General features: G+C 68.3%; 16 protein-coding genes. 11 read left to right on the forward strand and 5 right to left on the reverse strand.

The features are described 5' to 3' along the window. Nucleotides 1–148: 148 nt before the first annotated feature. Nucleotides 149–1,108, reverse strand: a complete 960-nt coding sequence (locus ACT2FV_RS05020; protein ID WP_059599391.1) for an MBL fold metallo-hydrolase — start codon at nt 1,106–1,108, stop codon at nt 149–151. A gap of 177 nt (nt 1,109–1,285) precedes the next feature. Here ACT2FV_RS05020 and ACT2FV_RS05025 point away from each other — a divergent pair, with 177 nt between their 5' ends. Then, a complete protein-coding gene (locus tag ACT2FV_RS05025) occupies nt 1,286–2,938 on the forward strand; it encodes an IclR family transcriptional regulator (protein ID WP_444503361.1) in 1,653 nt (550 codons plus the stop codon). Nucleotides 2,939–3,600: 662 nt separating this feature from the next. Here ACT2FV_RS05025 and ACT2FV_RS05030 read toward each other — a convergent pair. Then, nucleotides 3,601–4,083 carry an Lrp/AsnC family transcriptional regulator gene (locus tag ACT2FV_RS05030; RefSeq protein WP_006755380.1) on the reverse strand — a complete coding sequence of 161 codons (483 nt, stop codon included), beginning with the start codon at nt 4,081–4,083 and terminating at the stop codon, nt 3,601–3,603. Nucleotides 4,084–4,368: 285 nt separating this feature from the next. Here ACT2FV_RS05030 and ACT2FV_RS05035 point away from each other — a divergent pair, with 285 nt between their 5' ends. The 4 genes from ACT2FV_RS05035 to ACT2FV_RS05050 all read left to right on the forward strand — a co-directional run bounded on the left by ACT2FV_RS05035 (nt 4,369) and on the right by ACT2FV_RS05050 (nt 8,907). After that, nucleotides 4,369–5,016: a LysE family translocator gene (locus tag ACT2FV_RS05035; RefSeq protein WP_151050187.1), complete on the forward strand. Its 648-nt coding sequence runs from the start codon at nt 4,369–4,371 to the stop codon at nt 5,014–5,016. A gap of 124 nt (nt 5,017–5,140) precedes the next feature. Further along, a complete protein-coding gene (gene kch, locus ACT2FV_RS05040; RefSeq protein ID WP_226115074.1) occupies nt 5,141–6,316 on the forward strand; it encodes a voltage-gated potassium channel protein in 1,176 nt (391 codons plus the stop codon). A gap of 37 nt (nt 6,317–6,353) precedes the next feature. Next, nucleotides 6,354–6,785: a YqaA family protein gene (locus ACT2FV_RS05045; RefSeq protein WP_059599387.1), complete on the forward strand. Its 432-nt coding sequence runs from the start codon at nt 6,354–6,356 to the stop codon at nt 6,783–6,785. A 139-nt stretch (nt 6,786–6,924) separates the two neighbouring features. After that, nucleotides 6,925–8,907: a methyl-accepting chemotaxis protein gene (locus ACT2FV_RS05050; protein ID WP_444503362.1), complete on the forward strand. Its 1,983-nt coding sequence runs from the start codon at nt 6,925–6,927 to the stop codon at nt 8,905–8,907. A 39-nt stretch (nt 8,908–8,946) separates the two neighbouring features. Here ACT2FV_RS05050 and ACT2FV_RS05055 read toward each other — a convergent pair whose 3' ends face one another. After that, complete coding sequence (locus tag ACT2FV_RS05055; RefSeq protein ID WP_124623845.1) at nt 8,947–10,599, reverse strand: acyl-CoA synthetase; 1,653 nt, start codon at nt 10,597–10,599, stop codon at nt 8,947–8,949. A gap of 168 nt (nt 10,600–10,767) precedes the next feature. On the opposite strand from ACT2FV_RS05055, the gene ACT2FV_RS05060 reads away from it, so the two are divergent. The 6 genes from ACT2FV_RS05060 (at nt 10,768) to ACT2FV_RS05085 (ending at nt 19,951) form a co-directional block, all read left to right on the forward strand. Next, nucleotides 10,768–11,535, forward strand: a complete 768-nt coding sequence (locus ACT2FV_RS05060) for a Crp/Fnr family transcriptional regulator (protein WP_170296448.1) — start codon at nt 10,768–10,770, stop codon at nt 11,533–11,535. Nucleotides 11,536–11,763: 228 nt separating this feature from the next. After that, the gene (locus ACT2FV_RS05065; protein WP_444503363.1) at nt 11,764–15,012 is read left to right on the forward strand and encodes an efflux RND transporter permease subunit; all 3,249 of its coding nucleotides are present in this window, start codon (nt 11,764–11,766) and stop codon (nt 15,010–15,012) included. A 33-nt stretch (nt 15,013–15,045) separates the two neighbouring features. After that, nucleotides 15,046–16,278, forward strand: a complete 1,233-nt coding sequence (locus tag ACT2FV_RS05070) for an efflux RND transporter periplasmic adaptor subunit (RefSeq protein ID WP_444503364.1) — start codon at nt 15,046–15,048, stop codon at nt 16,276–16,278. A gap of 5 nt (nt 16,279–16,283) precedes the next feature. Next, nucleotides 16,284–17,789, forward strand: a complete 1,506-nt coding sequence (locus ACT2FV_RS05075; protein ID WP_444503897.1) for an efflux transporter outer membrane subunit — start codon at nt 16,284–16,286, stop codon at nt 17,787–17,789. A gap of 21 nt (nt 17,790–17,810) precedes the next feature. Next, nucleotides 17,811–18,506, forward strand: coding sequence for a heavy metal response regulator transcription factor (locus ACT2FV_RS05080; RefSeq protein ID WP_059599382.1), 696 nt, complete (start codon nt 17,811–17,813; stop codon nt 18,504–18,506). Beyond that, nucleotides 18,503–19,951: a heavy metal sensor histidine kinase gene (locus ACT2FV_RS05085; RefSeq protein WP_174919825.1), complete on the forward strand. Its 1,449-nt coding sequence runs from the start codon at nt 18,503–18,505 to the stop codon at nt 19,949–19,951. The genes ACT2FV_RS05080 and ACT2FV_RS05085 overlap by 4 nt, the downstream gene beginning before the upstream one ends. Before the next feature lie 66 nt (nt 19,952–20,017). Here the strand turns inward: ACT2FV_RS05085 and ACT2FV_RS05090 are convergent, their stop codons facing one another. Together ACT2FV_RS05090 and ACT2FV_RS05095 are read right to left on the reverse strand one after the other, a co-directional pair. Beyond that, on the reverse strand, nt 20,018–21,058 hold the full coding sequence (locus ACT2FV_RS05090) for a helix-turn-helix domain-containing protein (protein WP_124900749.1): 1,041 nt from the start codon (nt 21,056–21,058) through the stop codon (nt 20,018–20,020). Nucleotides 21,059–21,196: 138 nt separating this feature from the next. Beyond that, entirely contained in the window at nt 21,197–22,723 is a 1,527-nt protein-coding gene (locus ACT2FV_RS05095) for an amidase (RefSeq protein ID WP_444503365.1), read from the reverse strand. Between the last annotated feature and the right edge of the window lie 52 nt (nt 22,724–22,775).

The following is a 22,775-nucleotide window of genomic DNA, read 5'->3' on the forward strand; positions in this document are numbered from 1 at the left end:
GCAGCAGTCTCCGAGGGCGTACGTGCGCCCTGCATTCTTGTGAGACCGGAAGCCGGCGCCGTGAACCGCGGCCCAATGCCGCCGTCGTTCAGGCGCCTTCAGTAAAACGGCACGACGCCCGCCTGGACACCGCGCCGCGGTGAGCGGCTCAGTCCTGCAGCGCGTCCCACATTTCCTTGTCGCGCTGCGCGGTCCAGATGCGCGGATGCGTGATGCCGCTCGCCTCGTCGAACGCGCGCGACACGTCGAACGGCAAACAGTGCTCGTAGATGAACACGTGGCCGAACTTCGGATCCATCGCTTCGCGCGTGAGCGCCATCGACGCCTTCAGGTCGAGCTTGCGCTCGACGGCCTTGCGGCCCTGCGCGAGCAGCGTCGTCACGAAGTCCTTCGTGTAGTCGAGGCCCTTGTCGACCTCGGCCGGATTCAGCAACGCGGGGCCGCGGCCGGGCACGAGCTTTTCCGCGCCGAGCGCGCGCAGCGCCTCGAGCGTGGCCGGCCATTGTTCGAGCTGCGCGTCGCCGCAATAGCAGGCCGCGTCGTATTCGACCAGGTCGCCGGAGAACAGCACCTTCTGCGACGGCAGCCAGACGATCGTGTCGCCCTTCGTGTGGCCCGAGCCGACGTGCATGATCTTCACTTCGAGCTTGCCGAGGAACAGCGTGATCTCGCGCTCGAACACGAGCGTCGGCCAGGTCAGGCCCGGCACCGTCTCGACGCCCGCGAACAGGCGCGGAAAACGCTCGATCTCCGACTTCATGTCGGCCTCGCCGCGCTCGACGATCATCTCGTACGTGCCGCGGCTCGCGATCACGTGCTGCGCGCCTTCGTCGAAATACGCGGACGCGCCGAGCACGCGCACCGCGTGGTAATGCGACAGCACGACGTGCTTGATCGGCTTGTCGGTCACGCTGCGGATCTTCGCGATCAGGTCTTGCGCCATCGCCGGCGTCGCGGTCGTGTCGACGATCAGCACGCTGTCGTCGCCGATGATCACGCCCGAGTTCGGATCGCCTTCGGCGGTGTACGCGTACGCGTTCTCGGACAGCTGCGTCCAGGTGACTTTCTTCTCTTCCAGATCGGCTTGGGAGGCGAATGCTTTGGCCATGTTGCGTTCCGTGGCTGCGAGCCATGTGTTGAGGGGAGTGAACGGATCATCTGCCCGCGACGATTATTTGTCAATGACAAAGTCGCTTGCTATTGTCTAATGCGGGTAAACCTGTGGGCTGGCGCGTCAAATGGCGTCGGATACCATGCGGGGTTTCGTCAACGGAAGAATCATCGCGTGCAGAACCATGAAGTCAGCGCGGACGACGCGCCGCCCAAGGCGCAGCGCGGGATCCAGAGCGTCGAGGTCGGCGGCCGGCTGCTCGACGCGCTCGCGCGCCGGCGCAAGCCGCTCGGGCTGTCGGAGCTGGCGGCCGCGGCCGACCTGTCGACCGCGCAGGCGCACACCTATCTCGTCAGCCTGACGCGGCTCGCGCTCGTGAAACGCGACGCGCTCACGGGCAACTACGAGCCAGGGCCGCTGTCGCTGCGGCTCGGGCTGATGTCGATCGAGCGCCAGCCGGCCTATCGCGCGGCGCTGCCGCATGCGGCGCGGCTCGCGGAAGCGGTCGGCCTGAGCGTCGCGCTGTCGGTGCCGGGCGTGCTCGGGCCCACGATCGTGCGCATCGAGCACGGCGGTTATCCGCTGCACGTGAACCTGCACGTCGGATCGGTGATGTCGCTTGACACGACGGCGACCGGCCGAGTGTTCCGCGCGTTCGGCGACCCCGCGCAGCTCGACGCGATGGCGGCCAGCCAGGCCGGCGCCGGCGACACGCTCGCGGGCGCGGAAGGCGTCCAGCCCACGTCCGACGCCGGCGCGTGGCAGGCCGAACTCGACGCGATCCGCGCGCGCGGGATCGAGCGCGGCGTGGACCGGCCGAGCCCCGGCGTCAGCGCGATGTGCGTGCCGGTGCTGGACGCGGACGGACGCCTGCAACTCGCGTTGACGGTGATCGGCTCGACCGGATCGATCGATGTCGGATGGGACGGCCCGATCGCGACGGCGCTGCGCGACGCGGCACGGCAAGCCACTGCGTCGCTCGGCGCGGGACGCGATGCGCCGCCGATCGCGCCGGGCATGCTCCCGGCAACGCAGCGCATGCCGCCCGCGCTCGCCGACGATACGAAAGCGCAACGCGGCATCAACGCGCTCGACAGCACGGGCGAGCTGCTGCTGGCGCTCGTCTCGGCGGGTCGTGCACTGCCGCTGCGCGACCTCGCGGCGGCGGCCGGCATGCCGGCCGCGAAGGCATTTCCGCATCTGGTGAGCCTGCAGAAGATCGGCCTGCTGAGCCGCGACGACGTCGGCTGCTTCGGCGGCGGGCCGCTCGCCCAGGCGCTCGGCCTGATCGCGATGCAGCGCGTGTCGCCGACGCGCGATGCGGAAGCCGAGATCGTCGCGCTGGCGGCCGCGACCGACATGAGCGTGGCTGCCGCGACGCTCGGGCCGCTCGGGCCGACCGTGATCCGCCTGGAGGAATCCGCGCGGCCGCAGCACGTGAGCCTGCAGGTCGGCACGGTGATGTCGCTCGTGAATACCGCGATAGGGCGGATCTTCGCGGCCGGCATGTCCGACGACGTGCTGGCCGGCCTGCTGACCGACGAGCCGGTGCGTCTCGCCGGCCGCGCGACGCAGATCGACGACGCATTCCGCGCGCGGCTCGCGACGATCCGCGCGGACGAGCTCGATTTCGCGTTCGATGCACCGGTGCCGGGCATCGGGACGATCGCAGCGCCCGTGTTCGATCACACCGGCAGCATCCGGCTCGTGATCGCGATCATCGGTTCGTCGCGCGGCTTCCCGCGCGGGCCGGAGAGCGAACTCGCGCATGTGCTGCTCGCCGCGACGCGCCGCCTGTCGTGGCGCTTCGGATGGATCGGCGGGTAAGCACCGCTCTGCTGCCGCGCCCTTTCTCCCCGCCTGACATCCCTTTGCGTCCCTCAATGCGCGGCCGTGCTCGCCACGGCCTCGTTACGCCTGTCCGCCACGCAGAAGCAGGCGCAATTCATGTTGTGCAGCAGCAACAGAAATTGTCAGTAATTCTCATATAACGAAATCGCATTTCACAAAGCGGCGACACTTCTCTATCATTAGGGTTATCCCTAACTCGCCACCTACATGGGGCTTCGTCATGCAAACGTCTAATGTCTCCGATCGTTCCACCCAATCCGCTGGCTGGCTCGCACGTGTTGGCGAGCTGCTTGCAGAAGCATGGGCACTGCACCTCGAGAACTGCGAAGTCATCGCTGAAGCGCACGCACGCCTGCCGCGCTGAGCGCAGCGTCACGCCGCCGGCCGGCGGGCACGCCATCCGTCCGACCCGCCTGCCGGGACGCGCACCGCAAGGCCGCTGCGCCCGGCATCGGCGTGACGGATGAAGGCCGCAAAAGCCCGCGGAAGAATCATCCGTTTTACCGCCCCGCAGGCATTTCTCGCCTGTTTCCGGCTCCGGGCCGCGCCCACTCGACGCGACAGCCCGATTACCACTCTGCTTCGGCACAACCGCGCATCTCGTCGTCACGACGATCCGCGGCCTATCTCCCCTGTCGTCACACCTGAATCGACGGCACGTCTTTCATGCACCGCAGCGCGAACATCGAGCGGCTATGGCGGATGCTCGAAATCCGGTACAGCTTCTCGCGCAGGAAGCGCTCATAGCCGGCCGTGCCGTCCACCGCGACCTTGATCCAGTAGTCGTATTCGCCCGACACGAGGTAGGCCTCGAGCACTTCGGGCAGCGCCGCGAGTTCGGCGCCGAAACGCGCGAGTGCGTCGTCCTCGTGGCGATCGAGCGTGACTTCGAGGATCACGATGTCCGCGTAGCCGAGCATGCGCTGGTTGACCAGCGCGACGTAGCCGTCGATGTAGCCGTCGAGCTCGAGCTGCCGCGTGCGGTTCCAGCATGCGGTGGTCGACATGCCGATCTGTTCGGCCAGTTCGGCGTTCGACAGACGCGCATTCTTTTGCAGTGCACCGAGGATCTTGCGGTCCTGGTTGTCGAGGGTTTTCGGCGTGCGTTCGCGGGTAGCCATGACGTAAAGAATTTTCTACTGGAAATCGGCATTCTATCTGAACAGGATTCCAGTTTCGGGCGTGCTTTACTGGAAAACAGGAAGCCTTTTAACCGGCTCGCTTGATACATTTTCTCCATGCCTGTTGTCCGGCACGCTCCCCGCGACAACCCCGTCGCACCGGGACGCACGACCGCAATCACGAGTTGCGGCGCCGGACACGCAGGCATGCAATGTCCCGCCTCCCGCGCGCCTATCCGGCTGCACGGGCCGGCGCCTGATCCTTCGTTTTCCGCACCTCCCGTCATGTCGTTCAGGCTCTATCTGTCGTTCCTCGCTGCGTCCGCCGTCCTCATCTACGCCCCCGGCCCCGTCAACCTCCTCACGATGAACCAGGCATTGCGCACCGGCTGGCGCCGCGCGCTGCCGTGCGTATGGGGCGGCACGCTCGCCGTGCTGCTGCAGCTCGCGCTGACCGCGCTGTGCCTGAATTCGCTGGTCCATCTCGACGAGCACGCGCTGAACGTGCTGCGCTGGGCCGGCGCCGCCTACCTCGTGTGGCTCGGCGGCAAGCAATGGCTAGGCCGCGCGCAGCTCACCGCGCCCGCCGCGTCGACCCAGCCCGGCAGCGCCGCACCCGACGACACCGACAGCGGACGCGCACTGTTCTGGCGCGGCCTCGCCACCTCCGGCCTGAATCCGAAAACGCTGCTGTTCTTTCCGTCGTTCTTTCCGCAGTTCATCGTACCGAGCGCAGACTGGAGCCTGAACGCGCAGTTCCTGCTGCTCGCGACGTCCTTCGCGCTGCTGTTCGCCGGTGGCATTGCGTCGATGGCGCTCTTCTCGCACCGGCTGAGCCATGCGCTGCGGCGTCCGGCACGGATGCGCGCGATGAACCGAGTGACCGGCGGTCTGCTGGTCGGCATGGGCGCGATCATGGTCGGCTGGAACTGAGACCGCGCGGCCGCACGCGCGGGTGCTGGGTCACCCGCGCACCCCGCGAAAAAGCAGCCGATCGCCGAATGCTTTAGGGTAGCGCCTGGTTCGTTGGACATGCCCGGCTCGACCGGGTGATTGCATGAAGCACGTCACTACCCGCCTGCGGCGGCTGTTCGCGCCGATCGGCCTGCACTGGTATCTCGCTCTCCTCCTCGCGCTCGATGCACTGATGGTGCTGCGCCCCGTCGTCGCCCATGCGAAGCTCGGCGTGCATCGTGCGTGGCTCACCGATGCGCTGAATCTCGTCGATAACGCCGGCCTCGTCGTGCTGCCGCAGGTCGTCGTCGCGGCCGGCCTCGCGACGATGGCCATCGGCATCGTGCTGCGTGCGCGTGTCGCGTGGGTGCTGTCGATCCTGCTGCTGGTCGCGGCCGCCGCGATCAGCATCCTCGGCGGCTACCGCAGCAACGCGGTGTTCGTGTACACGGCCGTGCTGGCCGTCACGCTGATCTACTACTGGCGCCATTTCGACCGCGCGAGCGTCGCCGCGAGCAGCCTGTTCGCGCTGCTCAGCATCGTGTCGCTGTTGATCTACGCGACCTTCGGCGTGCTGTATCTCGGCGACGAATTCACGCCGCCGGTCCACGACCTCGCCACGGCCGTCTACTTCTCGATCGTGTCGATGTCGACGGTCGGCTACGGCGACATCGTGCCGCACGCGCCCACCGCGCGCCTCTTCACCGCATCGGTGATCGTGCTCGGCATCACCGTATTCGCGACGTCGATCAGCGCGGTTGTCGGGCCGGTGATCGGCGGCAACCTGAAACGGATCGTCAAGGGAGGCATTTCGAACGTGATCCGCAAGCATCATTTCCTGATCGTCGGCGCGACGCCCGTCGCGCATGCAGTGCACGAGGGGCTGCGCAAGCGCGGCTACGCCGTGACCGTCATCGTGCCGGCCGGCGTCGAGCACAACTATGCGGGCGGGACCGACCTGATCGTCGGCGACGCCACCGACCACGCGGTGCTGGAAAGCGCCGGCGCGGCAACGGCCCGCGCGGTGCTCGCGCTGCGTTCCGACGATGCCGAGAATGCGTTCATCATCCTCGCGATCCGCGAGATCGCGTCGACGGTGCGTACCGTCGCGCTCGTGAACCAGCAACGCAACCTCGAGCGGCTGCGCCTGCTGAAGCCGGACATGGTGTTCTCGCCGCAGCAGCTCGCGGGCGAACTGCTCGCCAGCACGCTCAACGACGAACCGGTCGACAAGTCGGTGATCTCGCACCTGCTGTTCGGCACCGACGCCGCCGCGTGACCGGTGCCGGCCGACGCGCGGCCGGTACAATCGCGCGATGTCCGAATTGCTCACTTACGGCGGCCTATTCGCCGTGTCGATGGTCGCCGCGACCCTGCTGCCGCTCCAGTCCGAAGCCGTGCTCGCCGGCCTGCTGCTCGCCGGACGCGAGCCCGTATGGGCGCTGTTGCTGGTCGCGAGCGTCGGCAACGTCGCGGGCTCGGTGGTCAACTGGGCGCTCGGCCGCGGCATCGAGCACTTCCGCGACCGCCGCTGGTTCCCGGTCAAGCCGGCCGCGCTCGCGCGCGCCGAGCGCTGGTATGCGCGTTACGGCCGCTGGTCGCTGCTGCTGAGCTGGGCGCCGGTGGTCGGCGATCCGCTGACGATGGTCGCCGGCGTGCTCCGCGAGCCGCTGCCGACCTTCCTCGCGATCGTCACGATCGCGAAGGTCGGGCGGTATCTGGCCGTCGCGTGGCTCGTGATGCACTGACGCTGCCCGCCTGCGTCGGGCGAGCCTGCTCGCCCCCTCCGGCTTCGCACCGCTAAAGAATTCACCGAAGCTGCCGTATTCCTTACGGTATGCGGTGGCGCGTGCGTTCCGCCTCTCTCCCTCTCGACTCAGGATTCATATGAGATTGACCCAATTGGGCCGGGCGAGCGTCGGCGCGCGCCTGGCCGCGCTGGCATGCGTGCTCGTCGCGCTGCTGTTTAGCGCCTTCGCATGGGCGCTCGCCCACTTCGCCGGCCAGCAGCTCGCCGACGAGGCCCATGCGCGCATCGCGGACAAGGAGCAGTCGATCCGCGCGATGGTCGAAATGTTCGACAAGGCGCTGTCCGCCGAAGCCACCCGCGCGATGGCGCTGTTCGCCAGTTTCCTGCCGGCCGATTTCGCGCTCGACCCGGCCCGCACCGTCGACATCGGCGGCGTCGCCGCGCCGACACTGTCCGCGGGCGGCCAGCCGCTCGACCTCGATTACGCGATTCCCGACCAGTTCCTGAAGAAAAGCGGCGCGATCGCGACGATCTTCGCGCGCGACGGCGACGATTTCGTCCGCATCACGACGTCGCTGAAGAAGCAGGACGGCTCGCGCGCGGTCGGCACGCGCCTCGATCGCGCGGGCCCCGCCTACGCGCCGCTCGTCGCCGGACGCAGCTATACGGGCCTCGCGAAACTGTTCGGCCGGCCGTACATCACGCAGTACAAGCCCGTCACCGACGCGACGGGTCGCGTGATCGGCGCGCTGTTCGTCGGCCTCGACGTCGGTGCCGAACTGCAAGTCGTGCAGGACGGCATCCGGGCATTGAAGATCGGAGAAAACGGCTATTACTTCGTGCTCGATGCGTCGCCGGGTACATCGCGCGGCACCTTCGTCGTCCATCCCGACGCGGCCGGCCAGCGCGCGGACGACGCGCGCGCGCCGTACACGCAGATGCTCGCCGCCGGCCAGGGCCGGCTCGCTTACACGTCGGCCGATCCGGCCGCGCACGACGCCGCGCCCAGCGCCAAATTCGTGTCGTTCACGACGATTCCGCAATGGCAGTGGCTGGTCGGCGGCATCGCGCTCGACGACGAACTGCTGGCGGGCATGCGCACCGTCCGCAACCGTTTCCTGATGATCGCGGCCGTGCTCGTCGCGGCGTTCGCGGCGTTGTTCCTCGTCGTCGTGCGACGCGTGGTGAGCCGACCGCTCGATGCGGCGGCGCGTGCATCGGAACGCTTCGCGGCCGGCGACCTCAGCATCCGCATCCGCGACGGCGCCGCCGCGCGCGGCGCGGCGGGCAACGACGAGATCGGCCGGCTCGTGCAGGCGGTCGACGGAATCGGCGACGGCCTCGCGCGGATCGTCGCGCAGGTGCGCAGCAGCTCGTCCGACATCGCGCGCGGCACGGTCGGCATCGCGGCCGGCAGCGGCGACATCGCGGCGCGGATCGCGACGCAGGCGAGCAGCGTCGAACAGACGGCAGCCAGCATGGAGCAGATCACGGCCGCCGTGCAGCAGAACGCGGAACACGCGGCGCAGGCGAACGCGCTGGTCGCCGACGCATCGGCCGCCGCGACCGACGGCGACACGGCAGTGCAACGCGTGGTCGCGACGATGGACGACATCGGCCGTGCGACGCGCCGGATCGCCGACATCACCGGCACGATCGAAGGCATCGCGTTCCAGACCAATATCCTGGCGCTGAACGCTGCCGTCGAGGCCGCGCGCGCGGGCGAGCACGGCAAGGGCTTCGCGGTGGTCGCGGCCGAAGTGCGCACACTCGCGCAGCGCAGCGCGGCCGCGGTCAAGGAAATCGACGCGCTGAGCGCCGAATCGTCGACGACCGTCGAACAGGGCTATCGGATCGCGGACGCCGCGCGCGGCACGATGCGCGACATCGTCCAGCGCGTCGATCAGGTCAGCACGCTGATCGGCGAGATCAGCGCCGCGTCGCGCGAGCAATCGACCGGCATCGAGCAGGTGAATCAGGCCATCACGCAGATCGGCGAGGCGACGCAGCAGAACGCGACGCTGATCTCGGATGCCGAACGCGCGGCCGTCGCGTTGCGCGACCAGGCCGCGCAACTGTCGGAAGCCGTCAGCGTGTTCCGGCTGGCCCGCGACGCGTGACGCACGACGAACGGCCGGGCAACTGCCCGGTCGCGTCGATTACTTCTTGTCCCCGGCCAGGTCGATCGCCTTGTCCGACCCGACCGCGTTGCGCAGCTGGAATTTCTGGATCTTGCCGGTCGACGTCTTCGGCAACTCACCGAAGCGCACGACCTTCGGCACCTTGAAACCCGCGAGCAACTGCCGGCAGTGCGCGACGATTTCCTCCTCGGTCGCGCTCATGCCGTGGCGCAGCTCGACGAACGCGCACGGCACCTCGCCCCATTTCGGGTCAGGCATCGCGACCACCGCCGCGACCTCGACGGCCGGATGCCGGTACAGCGCGTCCTCGACCTCGATGCTCGAGATGTTCTCGCCGCCGGAAATGATGATGTCCTTGCGGCGATCCTTGATGCGGATATAGCCGTCCGGCGTCAGCACGCCGAGATCGCCCGTATGGAACCAGCCACCGTGGAATGCCTCGTCCGTCGCGTGCGGGTTCTTCAGGTAACCCTTCATGCAGATGTTGCCGCGGAACATGATCTCCCCGAGCGTCTCGCCGTCGGCCGGCACCGGCGCCATCGTGTCCGGGTCGAGCACCGTCGCGCCCGCTTCCAGGTGATAGCGCACGCCCTGCCGCGCATTGAGCCGCGCGCGCTCGTCGTCGGGCAGTTCGTCCCAGTGCGCCTGCTTCGCGCACACGGTCGCCGGGCCGTAGACCTCGGTCAATCCATACACGTGCAGCAGGTCGAAGCCGATCTCCTTCATCTTCGCGATCACGGCCGGCGCGGGCGCGGCACCGGCGACCATCGCGTGCACCGTGTGATCGATGCCCGCGCGGAACTCGGCCGGTGCATTCGCCATCGCGCTCTGCACGATCGGCGCGCCGCAGTAATGCGTGATGCGTTCGCGGCGGATCAGGTCGAACACCGTCTTCGCGTCGAACTTGCGCAGGCAGACGTTCACGCCCGCGCGCGCCGCGACCGCCCACGGGAAGCACCAGCCGTTGCAATGGAACATCGGCAGCGTCCAGAGATACACCGCGTGCTTCGGCATGTCCCATTCGAGGATGTTGCTGATCGCCGCGAGATACGCGCCGCGATGGTGATAGACGACGCCCTTCGGGTCGCCGGTCGTGCCGGACGTGTAGTTCAGCGCGATCGCTTCCCACTCGTCGGCGGGGGGCGTCCATGCGTAGTCCGGGTCGCCGCCCGCGACGAACGCTTCGTAGTCGGTCGCGCCCGCGAAGCGCGCGGGGTCGGCCGGCATCGCGTCGGCGACGCTGACGATCTTCAGGCCCGGCACTTCGAGCGCCGCGCGATGCGCGAGCTCCGCGTATTCGGTGTCGACGATCAGCACCTTCGCTTCGCCGTGACGCAGCATGAACAGCACCGACGAAATATCGAGGCGCGTGTTGATCGTGTTGAGCACGGCGCCGGCCATCGGTACGCCGAAGTGGGCCTCGACCATCGCCGGGATGTTCGGCAGCAGCGCCGCGACCGTCTCGCCACGCGCGACGCCGGCCCGCGCGAGCGCGCTCGCGAGCTGCTTCGCGCGCTTGTAGGTCTCGCCCCACGTGCGCCGCACGTCGCCGTGCACGATCGCGAGGCGCTCGCCGTAGACTTCGGCCGCGCGGACCAGAAAGTCGATCGGCGTGAGCGGCACGTAGTTGGCCTCGCGGCGGCCGAGTCCGGCCTCGAACATCTGCGTCATGATCCTGTCTCCCGTTTTCTGCCGGCCGGCGTGCATGCACCCCGATCGGTTTTGATGTGGTTCAATTGCCGATAGCCTAACGGGCGCTATTGTGAGCCGTCTGTCATCGAAACGACAGAGTGCCCGATGAACGCTGCGCGTTATCCCTATCCTCGCAAACCCGCACCCATGCACGATCACTCCGTTGCGCCGCCCGACGCGGCCGCTCCGCCGGACCACTCGCCGGCCAACCCGCCGCTCGAACCGGGCCCGTTGCCCGCCCTGTCCGCGCTGTTCGGCCAGTGCGCGTGGTTCCGCGCGCTGGCGCCGGAACACCAGGCGCTGGTGCTCGCGCAGTCCCATGCGGAACGGCACGAAGCCGGCGACGTGATCGCGCAGCGGCTCGCGCCGTCCGAATACTGGATCGGCGTGCATCGCGGACTGCTCAAGCTGGCGATCTTCAACGCGTCGGGGCGCGGCTGCACGTTTTCCGGCGTGCCGTCGGGCGGCTGGTTCGGCGAAGGCAGCGTGATCAAGCGCGAGCTGCGCAAGTACGAAGTCGTCGCCGTCCAGCGCTCGATCGTGCTGTTCGTCCCGGTCGACACGTTCCATGCGCTGCTCGACACCAGCCTGCCGTTCACACGCTTCGTGATCCATCAATTGAACAACCGGATGGGCGAGTTCATCGCGTCGATCCAGAACAGCCGGCTGCTCGACGTCGACGCGCGCGTCGCGCAGGCGCTCGCGCAGTTGTTCAACCCGGCGCTGTACCCGGACACCGGTCCGTCCCTCGCGATCTCGCAGGAGGAACTGGGGATGCTCGTGGGTGTGTCGCGGCAGCGGATCAACCAGGCGTTGCAGCAGCTCGAGAAACTCGGGGTGCTGCGGCTCGCGTACAACCAGATCGAGGTCGTCGATCTGGCCGCGCTGGCGCGGGTCGGGATGGAACAGATCTGAGCGACGCCGGATGAGTGGAACCGTCGTCGATGCGGCATCCGCATACGGCACGGCGGCGGTTTCCGGGTGCCTGCGCCCGCGCGCCTTTCATCCGATGAATCGGCCTTTCGTCACCCCGCCCCAACCTGACAATTCCGCCAGTTTCGCGCCAGTGACCCGTTCCGCCCCGACGCCTATCATTCGGGTTCCCTTCACCGACGCCTGATCACCGCCTGTCCCGCTGCCTCCATGTGGATCGTCAATCTCGCGCTCAGGCGCCCCTACACGTTCATCGTGATGGCCATCATGATCGTGCTGGCCACCCCGCTTGCGCTGATGCGCACGCCTGTCGACGTCCTGCCGGCGGTCAACATTCCCGTCATCAGCGTGATCTGGAATTACAACGGCTTCTCCGCGAAGGAGATGACCAACCGGATCACGGCCGTCCATGAACGGATCCTGACGACGACCGTCAACAACATCCAGCACATCGAGTCGACCTCGCTGCCCGGCATCGCGGTGGTGAAAGTGTTCCTGCAGCCCGGCGCGAACGTGCAGACGGCGATCGCGCAGACGGTCTCGTCCGCGCAGGCGATCGTGCGGCAGATGCCGCAGGGCGCGACGCCGCCGCTCGTGATCACCTATTCCGCGTCGAGCATCCCGGTGATCCAGCTCGGGTTATCCAGCAAGACGCTCAGCGAACAGTCGCTCGCCGACATCGCGCTCAACTTCCTGCGCCCGCAACTGATCACGATCCCGGGCGCGCAGATCCCGTTTCCGTACGGCGGCCGCACGCGCGTGGTCGCGATCGACCTCGACCCGCAGGCGCTGCTCGCGAAGGGCCTCACGCCCGCCGACATCGTCAACGCGGTCAACGCGCAGAACCTCGTGCTGCCAACCGGCACCGCGAAGATGGGCCAGACCGAATACCGGATCGACACGAACGCGTCGGCCGACACGGTCGCCGACATCAACGGCCTGCCGGTGCAAACCGTCAACGGCGCGACGACCTACCTGCGCGAAGTCGCGTCGGTGCGCGACGGCTTCGCGCCGCAGACCAACGTCGTGCGCCAGAACGGCCAGCGCGGCGTGCTGATGTCGATCCTGAAGACCGGCGACGCGTCGACGCTGAAGGTCGTGTCGGACCTGAAGGCGTTGCTGCCGAAGGTGATCCCGACGCTGCCCGAAGGGCTCACGATCACGCCGCTGTTCGACCAGTCGGTGTTCGTCAACGCCGCCGTGCAGGGTGTGATCCGCGAGGCGCTGATCGCGGCCGTGCTGACCGCGATGATGATCCTGCTGTTCCTCGGCAACTGGCGCAGCACGCTGATCATCGCGATCTCGATTCCGCTGTCGATCTTCACGTCGCTGATCGCGCTCTCCGCGCTCGGCGAGACCATCAACATCATGACGCTCGGCGGGCTCGCGCTCGCGGTGGGGATCCTGGTCGACGACGCGACCGTCACGATCGAGAACATCGAGCGGCACCTGCATCTCGGCACGCGCCGGGCCGACCCTGGCGAGCCCGGCAGCCCCCTCGGGGGGCCGCGACCGGAGGGCGCGCTGGGGTCCTCGTCGAGCACCAACCTGCACGATGCGATTCTCGAAGGCGCGGGCGAGATCGCGGTGCCCGCGTTCGTATCGACGCTGTGCATCTGCATCGTGTTCGTGCCGATGTTCTTCCTGACGGGCGTCGCGCGCTTCCTGTTCGTGCCGCTCGCCGAAGCCGTGGTGTTCGCGATGCTCGCGTCCTACGTGCTGTCGCGCACGCTCGTGCCGACGCTCGCGATGCTGCTGTTCCGCCCGCAGCAGGCCACCACCGGCCCCGACCACTCGACGTCGCGTTTCGCGCGCCTCCATCACGCGTTCAATGCCGCGTTCGAGCGGCTGCGTGCGTGGTACATCGTGCTGCTCAGCATCCTGCTGGTGCGCCGCCGCTTCTACGCGACGTGCTTCCTCGGCTTCTGCGTGCTGTCGACCGGCCTCGTGTTCGTGCTCGGCCGCGACTTCTTCCCGAACGCCGATTCCGGCAACATCCGGCTGCACATGCGCGCTCCGACCGGCTACCGGATCGAGGAAACCGCGCGCCTCGCCGACCAGGTCGAGCGCGTGATCCGCGAAGCCGTGCCGCCCGACGAACTCGGCGCGATCGTCGACAACCTCGGGCTGCCGGTGAGCGGCATCAACCTGTCGTACAGCAACAGCGGCACGATCGGCACGCTCGACGGCGAACTGATGATCGCGCTGAAGCCCGGCCATCGCTCGACCCAGCACTACGTGCAGACGCTGCGCACGCTGCTGCCGCAGCGCTTCCCCGGCGTCGAGTTCTTCTTCCAGCCGTCGGACATCATCACGCAGATCCTCAACTTCGGTCAGCCGGCCGCGATCGACGTGCAGGTGCTCGGCAACGATCTCGCGAGTAACATGGCTATCGCGAGCAGCCTGATGAAAAAGATCAGGCAAATCCCCGGCACCGTCGACGTGCACGTGCTGCAGCGCAACGACGAACCGACCCTGGTGGCCGACATGGACCGTACGCGCATGCAGCAGCTCAGCCTCTCCGCGCAAAACGTCGCGCAGAACATGCTGATCTCGCTGTCCGGCAGTTCCCAGACGACCCCGTCGTTCTGGATCAACCCGCGCACCGGCGTCCAGTACCCGCTGCAGATCCAGACCCCGCAATACAACATCGCGTCGATCGACGACCTGCTCGGCACGCCGATTTCCGCGAGCGGGCGCACGGGCATGCCGCTGCAGTTGCTCGGCAACCTCGTGCAGATCCACCCCGTCTCGAACCCGGCCGTGATCACGCATTACAACATCCGCCCGGCGATCGACCTGTACGTGAGCGTCGAGGGCCGCGACCTCGGCTCGGTCGCGGGCGCGATCGACCGGATCGTGTCCGACGCGCGCGCGACGCTGCCGCGCGGCACCGACCTCACGGTGCGCGGCCAGGTCGAGACGATGCGCACGTCGTACATCGGTCTCGGCGCGGGCGTCGCGATGGCGATCGTGCTCGTCTACCTGCTGATCGTCGTGAATTTCCAGTCGTGGCTCGATCCGCTGATCATCATCAGCGCGATGCCTGCCGCGCTCGCCGGCATCGCGTGGATGCTGTTCATCACCGGCACGCACCTGAGCGTGCCCGCGCTGACGGGCGCGATCATGACGGTGGGCGTCGCGACCGCGAACAGCATCCTGGTCGTGTCGTTCGCGCGCCAACGCCTCGCCACCGGCGCGCCGCCGCTCACGGCCGCGCTCGAGGCCGGCGCGACGCGGATCCGCCCGGTGCTGATGACGGCGCTCGCGATGATCATCGGGATGGTGCCGATGGCGCTCGGTCTCGGCGAAGGCGCCGAGCAGAACGCGCCGCTCGGCCGCGCGGTGATCGGCGGCCTGCTGTTCGCCACCGTTTCGACGCTGCTGTTCGTGCCGCTCGTGTTCGGCGGCGTGCATTCGCGGCTGGCCCGCCGGCGCGCGCGCCAGGCCGGACGCTGACTTTCGCCCCTAGCCTCTAGACCCGGTCAATTCATGGAAGAGAAACATCACAGCTCCGTCGGCATCCAGGTGGACGAACACGGCATGCACCTGCCGACGCGCACGTCGGTGTCGCGGCGCGGGCGGATCGTGCTGATCGTGGTCGGCGTGCTGCTGGCCGCGGGCGCCGCGCGCACGATCGTCGTCAACGTGCTGAACCGCAACCGGCTCGACGCAGTGGCCGAGCAGAACACGCGCCAGTACGTGAACGTCGTGCATCCGGTCGATGCCGCCACCGGCGGCAAGCTCACGCTGCCCGGCACGTTGCGCGGCTTCGTCGAGGCGCCGATCTATGCGCGCGCGAGCGGCTACGTGCTGCGCTGGCAGGCCGACATCGGCGCGCACGTGAAGCAGGGGCAACTGCTCGCCGAGCTCGACACGCCCGAGCTCAACCAGGAACTCGCGCAGGCCACCGCGCAGCGTCAGCAGGCGCAGGCCGCGCTCGCGCTCGCGAAGACGTCGTTCGACCGCGCGCAGCAACTGCGCCAGCGCGATGCGGTGTCGCAGCAGGAACTTGACGACCGGCAAGGCGCGTTCAACCAGGGCAGCGCGAACCTCGCGGCGGCCGATGCGAACATGCGCCGGCTCACCGAACTGAAGGGCTTCCAGCGCATCGTCGCGCCGATCGACGGGATCGTCACGCAGCGCAACGTCGACGTCGGCGACCTCGTCAATTCCGGCAACGCGGGCCGCTCGCTGTTCACGGTCGTGCAGGCCGACCGGCTGCGCCTGTATGTGCAGGTGCCGCAGGCGTATGCGCAGCAAATCAAGGTCGGCCAGCACGCGAGCGTCGCGCAGGCCGAGCTGCCTGGCCAGACCTTCGACGGCACGATCACGCGCACGTCCCAGGCAATCGACGTCGCGACGCGCTCGCTGCAGATCGAGATCACGCTGCCGAACCCGGACGGACGGCTGCTGCCCGGCGCATACGTGCAGGCGACGCTGCCGATGACGCCGGTCGGCCGCCTGCAGATTCCGGCCAACACGCTGCTGTTCCGCGCCGAAGGGCCGACCGTCGCGACCGTCGACGCGAACGGCCAGGTGCGCCTGAAGGCGGTGACGATCGCGCGCACGATCGGGCAGACGCTCGAAGTGGACGGCCCGCTCACGCCGAATGACCGCCTCGTCGCGAACCCGAGCGATGCGCTCGCGAACGGCGACGCCGTCATCGTGCAAGCGCCGCCGGTCGTGAAGCCGGCGTCCGCCGCCGCGGGAGCGAAGTCGTGAGCGCGATGCGCGCCCGCCTGCGCCCCGCCGCGCTCCTGGCCGCCGTCGCGGTCGCGGCCCTTGCCGGCTGCACGGTCGGCCCCGACTACCGGCGCCCCGCCGTCGAGACGCCGGCCGCCTGGCGGCTCGACCCGGCAGACGCGTACTGGCACCCGGCCGCGCCTGCCCGTGCGCCGCTCGATCCGGCCTGGTGGACCGCCTTCGGCGACGCGCAGCTGGACGCGCTCGAAGCCGACGCATTGCGCAACAACCAGAACCTGAAGGCCGTCGCCGCACGCTACGACCAGGCAAAGGCGACGCTCGCGTCGGTCGCGTCCGCGCAGTATCCGGCCGTCGGCCTGAACGCGAGCGGCCAGCGCTTCAAGATCTCCGCCGACCGGCCGCAGACCAACTACGCGACGCGGAGCACGTCGACCGTCCAGAACGACATCCAGGTCGGTGCGAGCGCCAGCTATGAACTCGACCTGTTCGGCCGCGTGCGGCGCAGCGTCGAATCCGCGCAGGCCAGCTCCGAGCAGGCGCGCGACGATTTCGCGAACGCGCGCCTCGTGCTGACCGCCGATCTCGCGTCGAGCTACTTCGCGCTGCGCGCGCTCGACACCGAGATCGACGTCGTCAAGCGCTCGATCGACCTGCAGCAGAAGGCGCTCGACTACGTGAGCGCGCGCCACGACCTCGGTGCGGTGTCCGGCCTCGATCTGCTGCAGCAACGCGCGCAGCTCGACGCGACGCGCACGCAGGCACAGCTGCTGATCCAGCAGCGCGCGCAGGTCGAAACCGCGATCGCGACGCTGGTCGGCACGCCGGCCCCCGAATTCTCGCTGCCGCCGCGCGTGGTGGCGATCAACGCGCCCGCGCTGCCGACCGGGATGCCCAGCGACCTGCTGCAGCGGCGCCCCGACGTCGCGTCGGCCGAACGCGCGATGGCGGCCGCGAACGCGCAGATCGGCGTCGCGCGCGCCGCGTATTTCCCGCGCATCACGCTGTCGCCGGACATCGGCTGGGATGCGACGCGCTTCGCCGGCCTGTTCACGGTGCCGGCGCTGCTGTGGTCGGTCGGCGCGTCGGTCAGCCAGCCGCTGTTCGAAGGCGGCAAGCTGAAGGCCGGCGTCGATTTCGCGCAGGCCGGCTATGCCGCCGCGCAGGCCAGCTACCGGCAGACCGTGCTCACCGCGTTCCAGGAGGTGCAAAATGCGGTGACGGGCCTGTCGGTGCTGGCCGAAGCCGCGCAGCAGGCATCGGCGGCCGTCGACGACGCGCGCAAGCTCGTGTCGCTCGCACAGGACCGCTACGCGGGCGGCCTCACGCCGTTCATCGACGTGCTGACCGCCCAGCAGCAATTGCTGACGAGCGAGCGCCAGGCCGTGCAGATCCAGGGCCAGCGCGCGGCGCTCGTCGTGTTTCTCGCGAAGGCGCTCGGCGGCGGCTGGGACGGCGGCGCGACCGGCGGCGCCACGCCGACCGACGTCGCGACGGCAATCCTCCCGCGCGCCGCGAGCGTCGGCCCCTAACCCGGTTACAAGGACAAACCCATGAAAGTCCTGATCGTCGAAGACGAACCGAAAGTCGTCGAATACCTGAAGAGCGGCCTCACCGAGGAGGGCTGGGTCGTCGACACCGCGCTCGACGGCGAGGACGGCGCGTGGAAGGCCGTCGAATTCGAATACGACGTGGTCGTGCTCGACGTGATGCTGCCGAAACTCGACGGCTTCGGCGTGTTGCGCGCGTTGCGCGCGCAGAAGCAGACGCCCGTGATCATGCTGACCGCGCGCGACCGCGTCGACGATCGCGTGCGCGGGCTGCGCGGCGGCGCCGACGACTACCTGACCAAGCCCTTCTCGTTCCTCGAGCTGATCGAGCGGCTGCGCGCGCTGACGCGCCGCGCGCGCGTGCAGGAATCGACGCTGATCTCGATCGGCGACCTGCGCGTCGACCTGATCGGCCGGCGCGCGTCCCGCGACGGCACGCGCCTCGACCTGACCGCGCAGGAATTCCAGCTGCTCGGCGTGCTCGCGCGGCGTAGCGGCGAGGTGCTGTCGAAGACGACGATCGCCGAACTCGTATGGGACGTGAACTTCGACAGCAACGCGAACGTCGTCGAGACTGCGATCAAGCGCCTGCGCGCGAAGCTCGACGGCCCGTTCGCGGAGAAGCTGCTGCACACGATCCGCGGCATGGGCTACGTGCTCGAGGCGCGCGAGGACGCCGACAACGAGAGGCACGCATGAAACGCTCGATCACCCTGCGTCTGTCGGCGATGTTCGGCATCGTGTCGCTGCTCGTGTTCACGCTGGTCGGCTGCGGGCTGTTCGTGATGATGGAGCGCCAGCTGTTTGCCGAACTGCGCGCGACGATCGACACGCGCGCGAAGGTCGCGCAGATGATCGTGTCGCACGCGACCACGGCCGCGCGCGGCCGCCTGATGCAGGAAAAGCTCGCCGACCTCGAACCGCCCGACGGGTCGACGCGTTACCAGATCGACAGCCCCGACGCCAACTTCCGCTTCGGTCATCCGGTCGACGGCATGCCCGTCGGCAAGCCGTTCGGTGCGTTCCAGCAGTACGCGCTCAACCACAGCAGCTACGACGTGATGACGAAGACCGTCCCGATCGCGGGCAGCGGCGAGCGCCCCGATCTGAAGCTGATCGTCGCGTCGTCGTGCGAGCGTACGCAGCGGATGCTGCGCCGTTTCGTGTGGACGCTCGCGGCGCTGATCGCGATCGCTACCGCCGTGACGCTGCTGCTGGGCCGCGCGGTCGCGCGCTTCGGGCTCGCGCCGCTCGAACGGCTGTCGCAGGACGCGGCGGCGATCAACGCCACCAACCGCCGCCAGCGGTTGCACACCGACGCGCTGCCGACCGAGCTGCGCGATCTGGCCGCGTCGTTCAACGGCGCGCTCGAGCGCATCCAGCAAACCTACGCGCGGCTCGAGGCGTTCAACGCGGACGTCGCGCACGAGTTGCGCACGCCGATCAGCATCCTGATCGGCCAGACCCAGGTCGCGCTGACGAGCCGTGACCGCTCGGTCGACCGGATGCGCCAGACGCTGCAGTCGAACCTCGAAGAATTCGAACGGCTGCGCGTCATCATCAACGACATGCTGTTCCTGTCGCGCAGCGATCGCGGCGAGCGCGCGACCGACCTGAAGCACGTGTCGCTCGCCGACGAAGTGCGGCGCATGCTCGACTTCCTCGAGATTCCGCTGGACGAAGCGCAGTTGCGCGCCGAACTGCACGGCGATGCGCACGCAGCCGTCGACCCGTCGCTGTTCCGCCGCGCGATGACCAACCTGCTGATCAACGCGATCCAGCATTCGGCGCCCGGCGCGACGCTGAACGTGACGATCACGCCGCGCGACACGCTCGTCGACGTGTCGGTTGCCAACCCCGGCGAACCGATCGACCCCGTGCAGCGCTCGCACGTGTTCGAGCGCTTCTACCGGCTCGAGGAAGCGCGCGCGAACAGCAAGGAGAACCACGGGCTCGGGCTGTCGATCGTCAAGGCCGTCGCGGAGATGCACGGCGGCAGCGTGTTCGTCGCGTGCTCCGGCGGCGTCAATACGTTCGGCTTCTCGGTGTCGACGCAGCTGTGCAGCGTCGGCCCGCTGCGCGCGGCCGACGCGGGCGACCCGCACGCGCTGCGGCCGGCGCACGCGCCGCGCGCGGTGCACTGACGGCGCCCGCGCCTGTCGGATGCCCCGAACGCGCCTGAGCCTGCCGCGAACGCGGCCCGGAACGCGTCACGCGCGTGGCTTGCTGCCCTGCTCGCGCCACGCCCGCGGCGACATCGCAAACCGCTCGCGGAACACGCGGCTGAAATGCGACATGTCGTTGAATCCCCAGCGCAACGCGATGTCGGACACGCGCAGCATCGCGCATTGCGGATTCACGAGATCCTGCGCGCACCGCTCGAGCCGCAGGTTCCATACGTAACGCATCAGCGACGTGTTCTCCGCCTCGAACAGCTTGTTGATGTAGCGCGACGAAATGCCGATCGACCGCTCGATCATCATCGGGTTCAGCTCCGGGTCGCGCAGGTGCTCGAGCAGATGCCGCTTCACCCGCGTCAGCGTCAACGCCTTCATCCTTGATTGCGCGAGATCGTTGCGCTGCAAGCCCCCGACCGTCATCGCGATCAGCGAGATCGCGGTATCCGACAACTGCCGCATCTCGTCCTCGGACACGTTACGGATCTGCGACGACATCTGCTCGAGAAACGCGCGCATGACGCTGCCGACACCCTCCCCGGTTTGCGTCGGGCACGCCGTACGGTGCTCCATTCCGACGACGAGCTGGTTCAGGGTCGTGCGGGGAATGCTGACGACGATCTCGCGCCACGACTGGCCGAACGTCAGGTGGTGAGGCCGTGTCGCGTCGTAGATCGCAAAATCCCCGGGGTGCAGCGTGACGATCTTGCCGTCCTGCTCGACCGATTGGCTGCCCTCGAGCATCAATACTCCGAAATACTTGTCCTCGTACTCGCTCCGCGCCTGGCGATAACGCCGGATCACGGCCTGCTCGCTTGCGTAGATCTCGGAGATGCGCATCTTTTCGCATCTACGCTGCCGAACCTGGCCGAAGAAATCGGCTTTCTGCACGGCCGCGATCTGCACGTCCGCGAACAAGCGCAGAATCGTCTCGCGCCAGAATTCGATACGCTGGCTGATCGAGCCGTTGGTCGCCACCTCGATTGCCGAATTCGTTCGTTCGCCCGGCGGGCTGTCGGAGTCCAAGCCGGGCGCGTCGCCGCTTGCGGCGCGCGGGAAAGGACGCATCGTCATGGTCGTGCCCCACATGGGTTGGCAAATACGCAGCCGGTAGCGTGCCCGTTCAAAAGCACATTGTCCAATCGATTCCACCGCGCCCGCCGCGTTGCCGGCCGGACCGACACGCAGCGCGGCGGCGAGGCTCCGGGCACGTTATGCGAATGTCGCCTGACGCCAGTCGGAAGATTGTTCATACGCATACGCACAGCGATAGATCGTCGCCTCGTCGAAGCGGCGCCCGACCAGTTGCAGCCCGATCGGCAGATCATCGGCGACGCCGCACGGGAGCGACATGGCCGGATGCCCGGACACGTCGAACGGCGCGGTATTCGCAATCATCTCGAACGCCCGCGTCAGCGACTCGGACATCGCACAACCCGGCTCCGGCAGTTTCGACGCACGCATCGGCACGGTCGGCATCAACAACACGTCGCAAGACTGCAGCGCCGCGTCGTAATCCGCCCGCAAACGCCGCGCGATGTTCTGGCACTTCGCGTAGTAGCGGCCGCGATACCGGCTCGTGAAATACTCGCCGAGCAACATCGTCACCTTCACGGTATCCGGCAGCTCATCAGCGCGCTCGCGCCAGCCCGCATGGTGATCGATCATGCCGGTCACGTAGAGGCCACTCCAGTTGAAACCGTGGCTGTTGCCCTTCATCATCTGCTGCGTCGCGCCCTCGGCCGCGATCGGCAACCAGATCGCGGTGCCGGCCGCATGCAGCGGTACCGACACTTCGGCGACGCTCGCACCCAGCTTGCGCAACCGGTGCGCGGCAACCAGCACGGCCTCGTCGACGACTTTCTCCGAATTCGCGAGCCCGAACGCTTCGCGCAGAATGCCGATCCGCAGGCCGGCGATGCCGTCGCGGATCGCGCCGAGATAATCGGCGCGCGGCGGCAGCGCCCGCTGGCGCGGATCGAGTCCGTCGTCGCCCGCGATGACATCGAGCAGCAGCGCATTGTCGAGCACGCTGCCCGTCATCGGCCCGAGATGATCGACCGTCGCCTCGATCGGCATCGCGCCGGTGTACGGCACGAGCCCGTGCGTCGGCTTCATCCCGTAGATGCCGCAGTAGGCGGACGGGATCCGCACCGAGCCGCCCTGATCGCCGCCGAGCGCCATGTCGACCTCGCCGCTCGCGACCAGCGCACCGCTGCCGGACGACGAGCCGCCGGACGAGTGCCCGGCCTTGCGCGGATTGTGCACCGGCCCCGACGCGCTCGTGTGCGAGCCGCCGGAAAAGCAGTAGTACTCGCAGGTCGACTTGCCGGCGATCGTTCCGCCAGCGTCGAGCACCCGTGTGACGACGGTCGCGTCGACGTCGGGCACGTAGCCCTCGAACGTGCTCGAGCCATTGCGCATCGGCACGCCGGCGACGCAGATGTTGTCTTTCACGACCACCGTCCTGCCGCGCAGCTTGCCGTCGGCGGCACCGTGGATCGTGCTCTTGCGCGCCCATGCGCCGTAACGGTTCTCGTCGCCTTCCGGGCGGTAGCCCGGCGTGCGCGGATACGCGACGACGGGCAGATAGTCGGGCAGCGCGTCGATCGCATCGTAGGCGTCGAAATTCGCCTGCAGTACGTCGTCGTATTCGGCGAGTTGGCGGGAATCGAGATGAAAGCCGAAGCCGGCTGCAATATCGGACAGTTGTTCGCGGGTCGGGCGTTTGATGGCCATCGACGTTCTCCAGTTCGGTAAGCGGCACCGCCGGCCCCGGCGGTGCCGGCGG

The organism is Burkholderia sp. PR2, from assembly GCF_052372875.1.
Classification (GTDB): domain Bacteria; phylum Pseudomonadota; class Gammaproteobacteria; order Burkholderiales; family Burkholderiaceae; genus Burkholderia; species Burkholderia diffusa.

Coding starts and splice junctions, on each gene's coding strand:
- ACT2FV_RS05020 (WP_059599391.1), bottom strand. CDS start 1,108: ATGGCCAAAGCATTCGCCTCCCAAGCCGATCTGGAAGAGAAGAAAGTC.
- ACT2FV_RS05030 (WP_006755380.1), bottom strand. CDS start 4,083: ATGGCTACCCGCGAACGCACGCCGAAAACCCTCGACAACCAGGACCGC.
- ACT2FV_RS05035 (WP_151050187.1), top strand. CDS start 4,369: ATGTCGTTCAGGCTCTATCTGTCGTTCCTCGCTGCGTCCGCCGTCCTC.
- kch (WP_226115074.1), top strand. CDS start 5,141: ATGAAGCACGTCACTACCCGCCTGCGGCGGCTGTTCGCGCCGATCGGC.
- ACT2FV_RS05045 (WP_059599387.1), top strand. CDS start 6,354: ATGTCCGAATTGCTCACTTACGGCGGCCTATTCGCCGTGTCGATGGTC.
- ACT2FV_RS05050 (WP_444503362.1), top strand. CDS start 6,925: ATGAGATTGACCCAATTGGGCCGGGCGAGCGTCGGCGCGCGCCTGGCC.
- ACT2FV_RS05055 (WP_124623845.1), bottom strand. CDS start 10,599: ATGACGCAGATGTTCGAGGCCGGACTCGGCCGCCGCGAGGCCAACTAC.
- ACT2FV_RS05060 (WP_170296448.1), top strand. CDS start 10,768: ATGCACGATCACTCCGTTGCGCCGCCCGACGCGGCCGCTCCGCCGGAC.
- ACT2FV_RS05065 (WP_444503363.1), top strand. CDS start 11,764: ATGTGGATCGTCAATCTCGCGCTCAGGCGCCCCTACACGTTCATCGTG.
- ACT2FV_RS05070 (WP_444503364.1), top strand. CDS start 15,046: ATGGAAGAGAAACATCACAGCTCCGTCGGCATCCAGGTGGACGAACAC.
- ACT2FV_RS05075 (WP_444503897.1), top strand. CDS start 16,284: ATGCGCGCCCGCCTGCGCCCCGCCGCGCTCCTGGCCGCCGTCGCGGTC.
- ACT2FV_RS05080 (WP_059599382.1), top strand. CDS start 17,811: ATGAAAGTCCTGATCGTCGAAGACGAACCGAAAGTCGTCGAATACCTG.
- ACT2FV_RS05085 (WP_174919825.1), top strand. CDS start 18,503: ATGAAACGCTCGATCACCCTGCGTCTGTCGGCGATGTTCGGCATCGTG.
- ACT2FV_RS05090 (WP_124900749.1), bottom strand. CDS start 21,058: ATGACGATGCGTCCTTTCCCGCGCGCCGCAAGCGGCGACGCGCCCGGC.
- ACT2FV_RS05095 (WP_444503365.1), bottom strand. CDS start 22,723: ATGGCCATCAAACGCCCGACCCGCGAACAACTGTCCGATATTGCAGCC.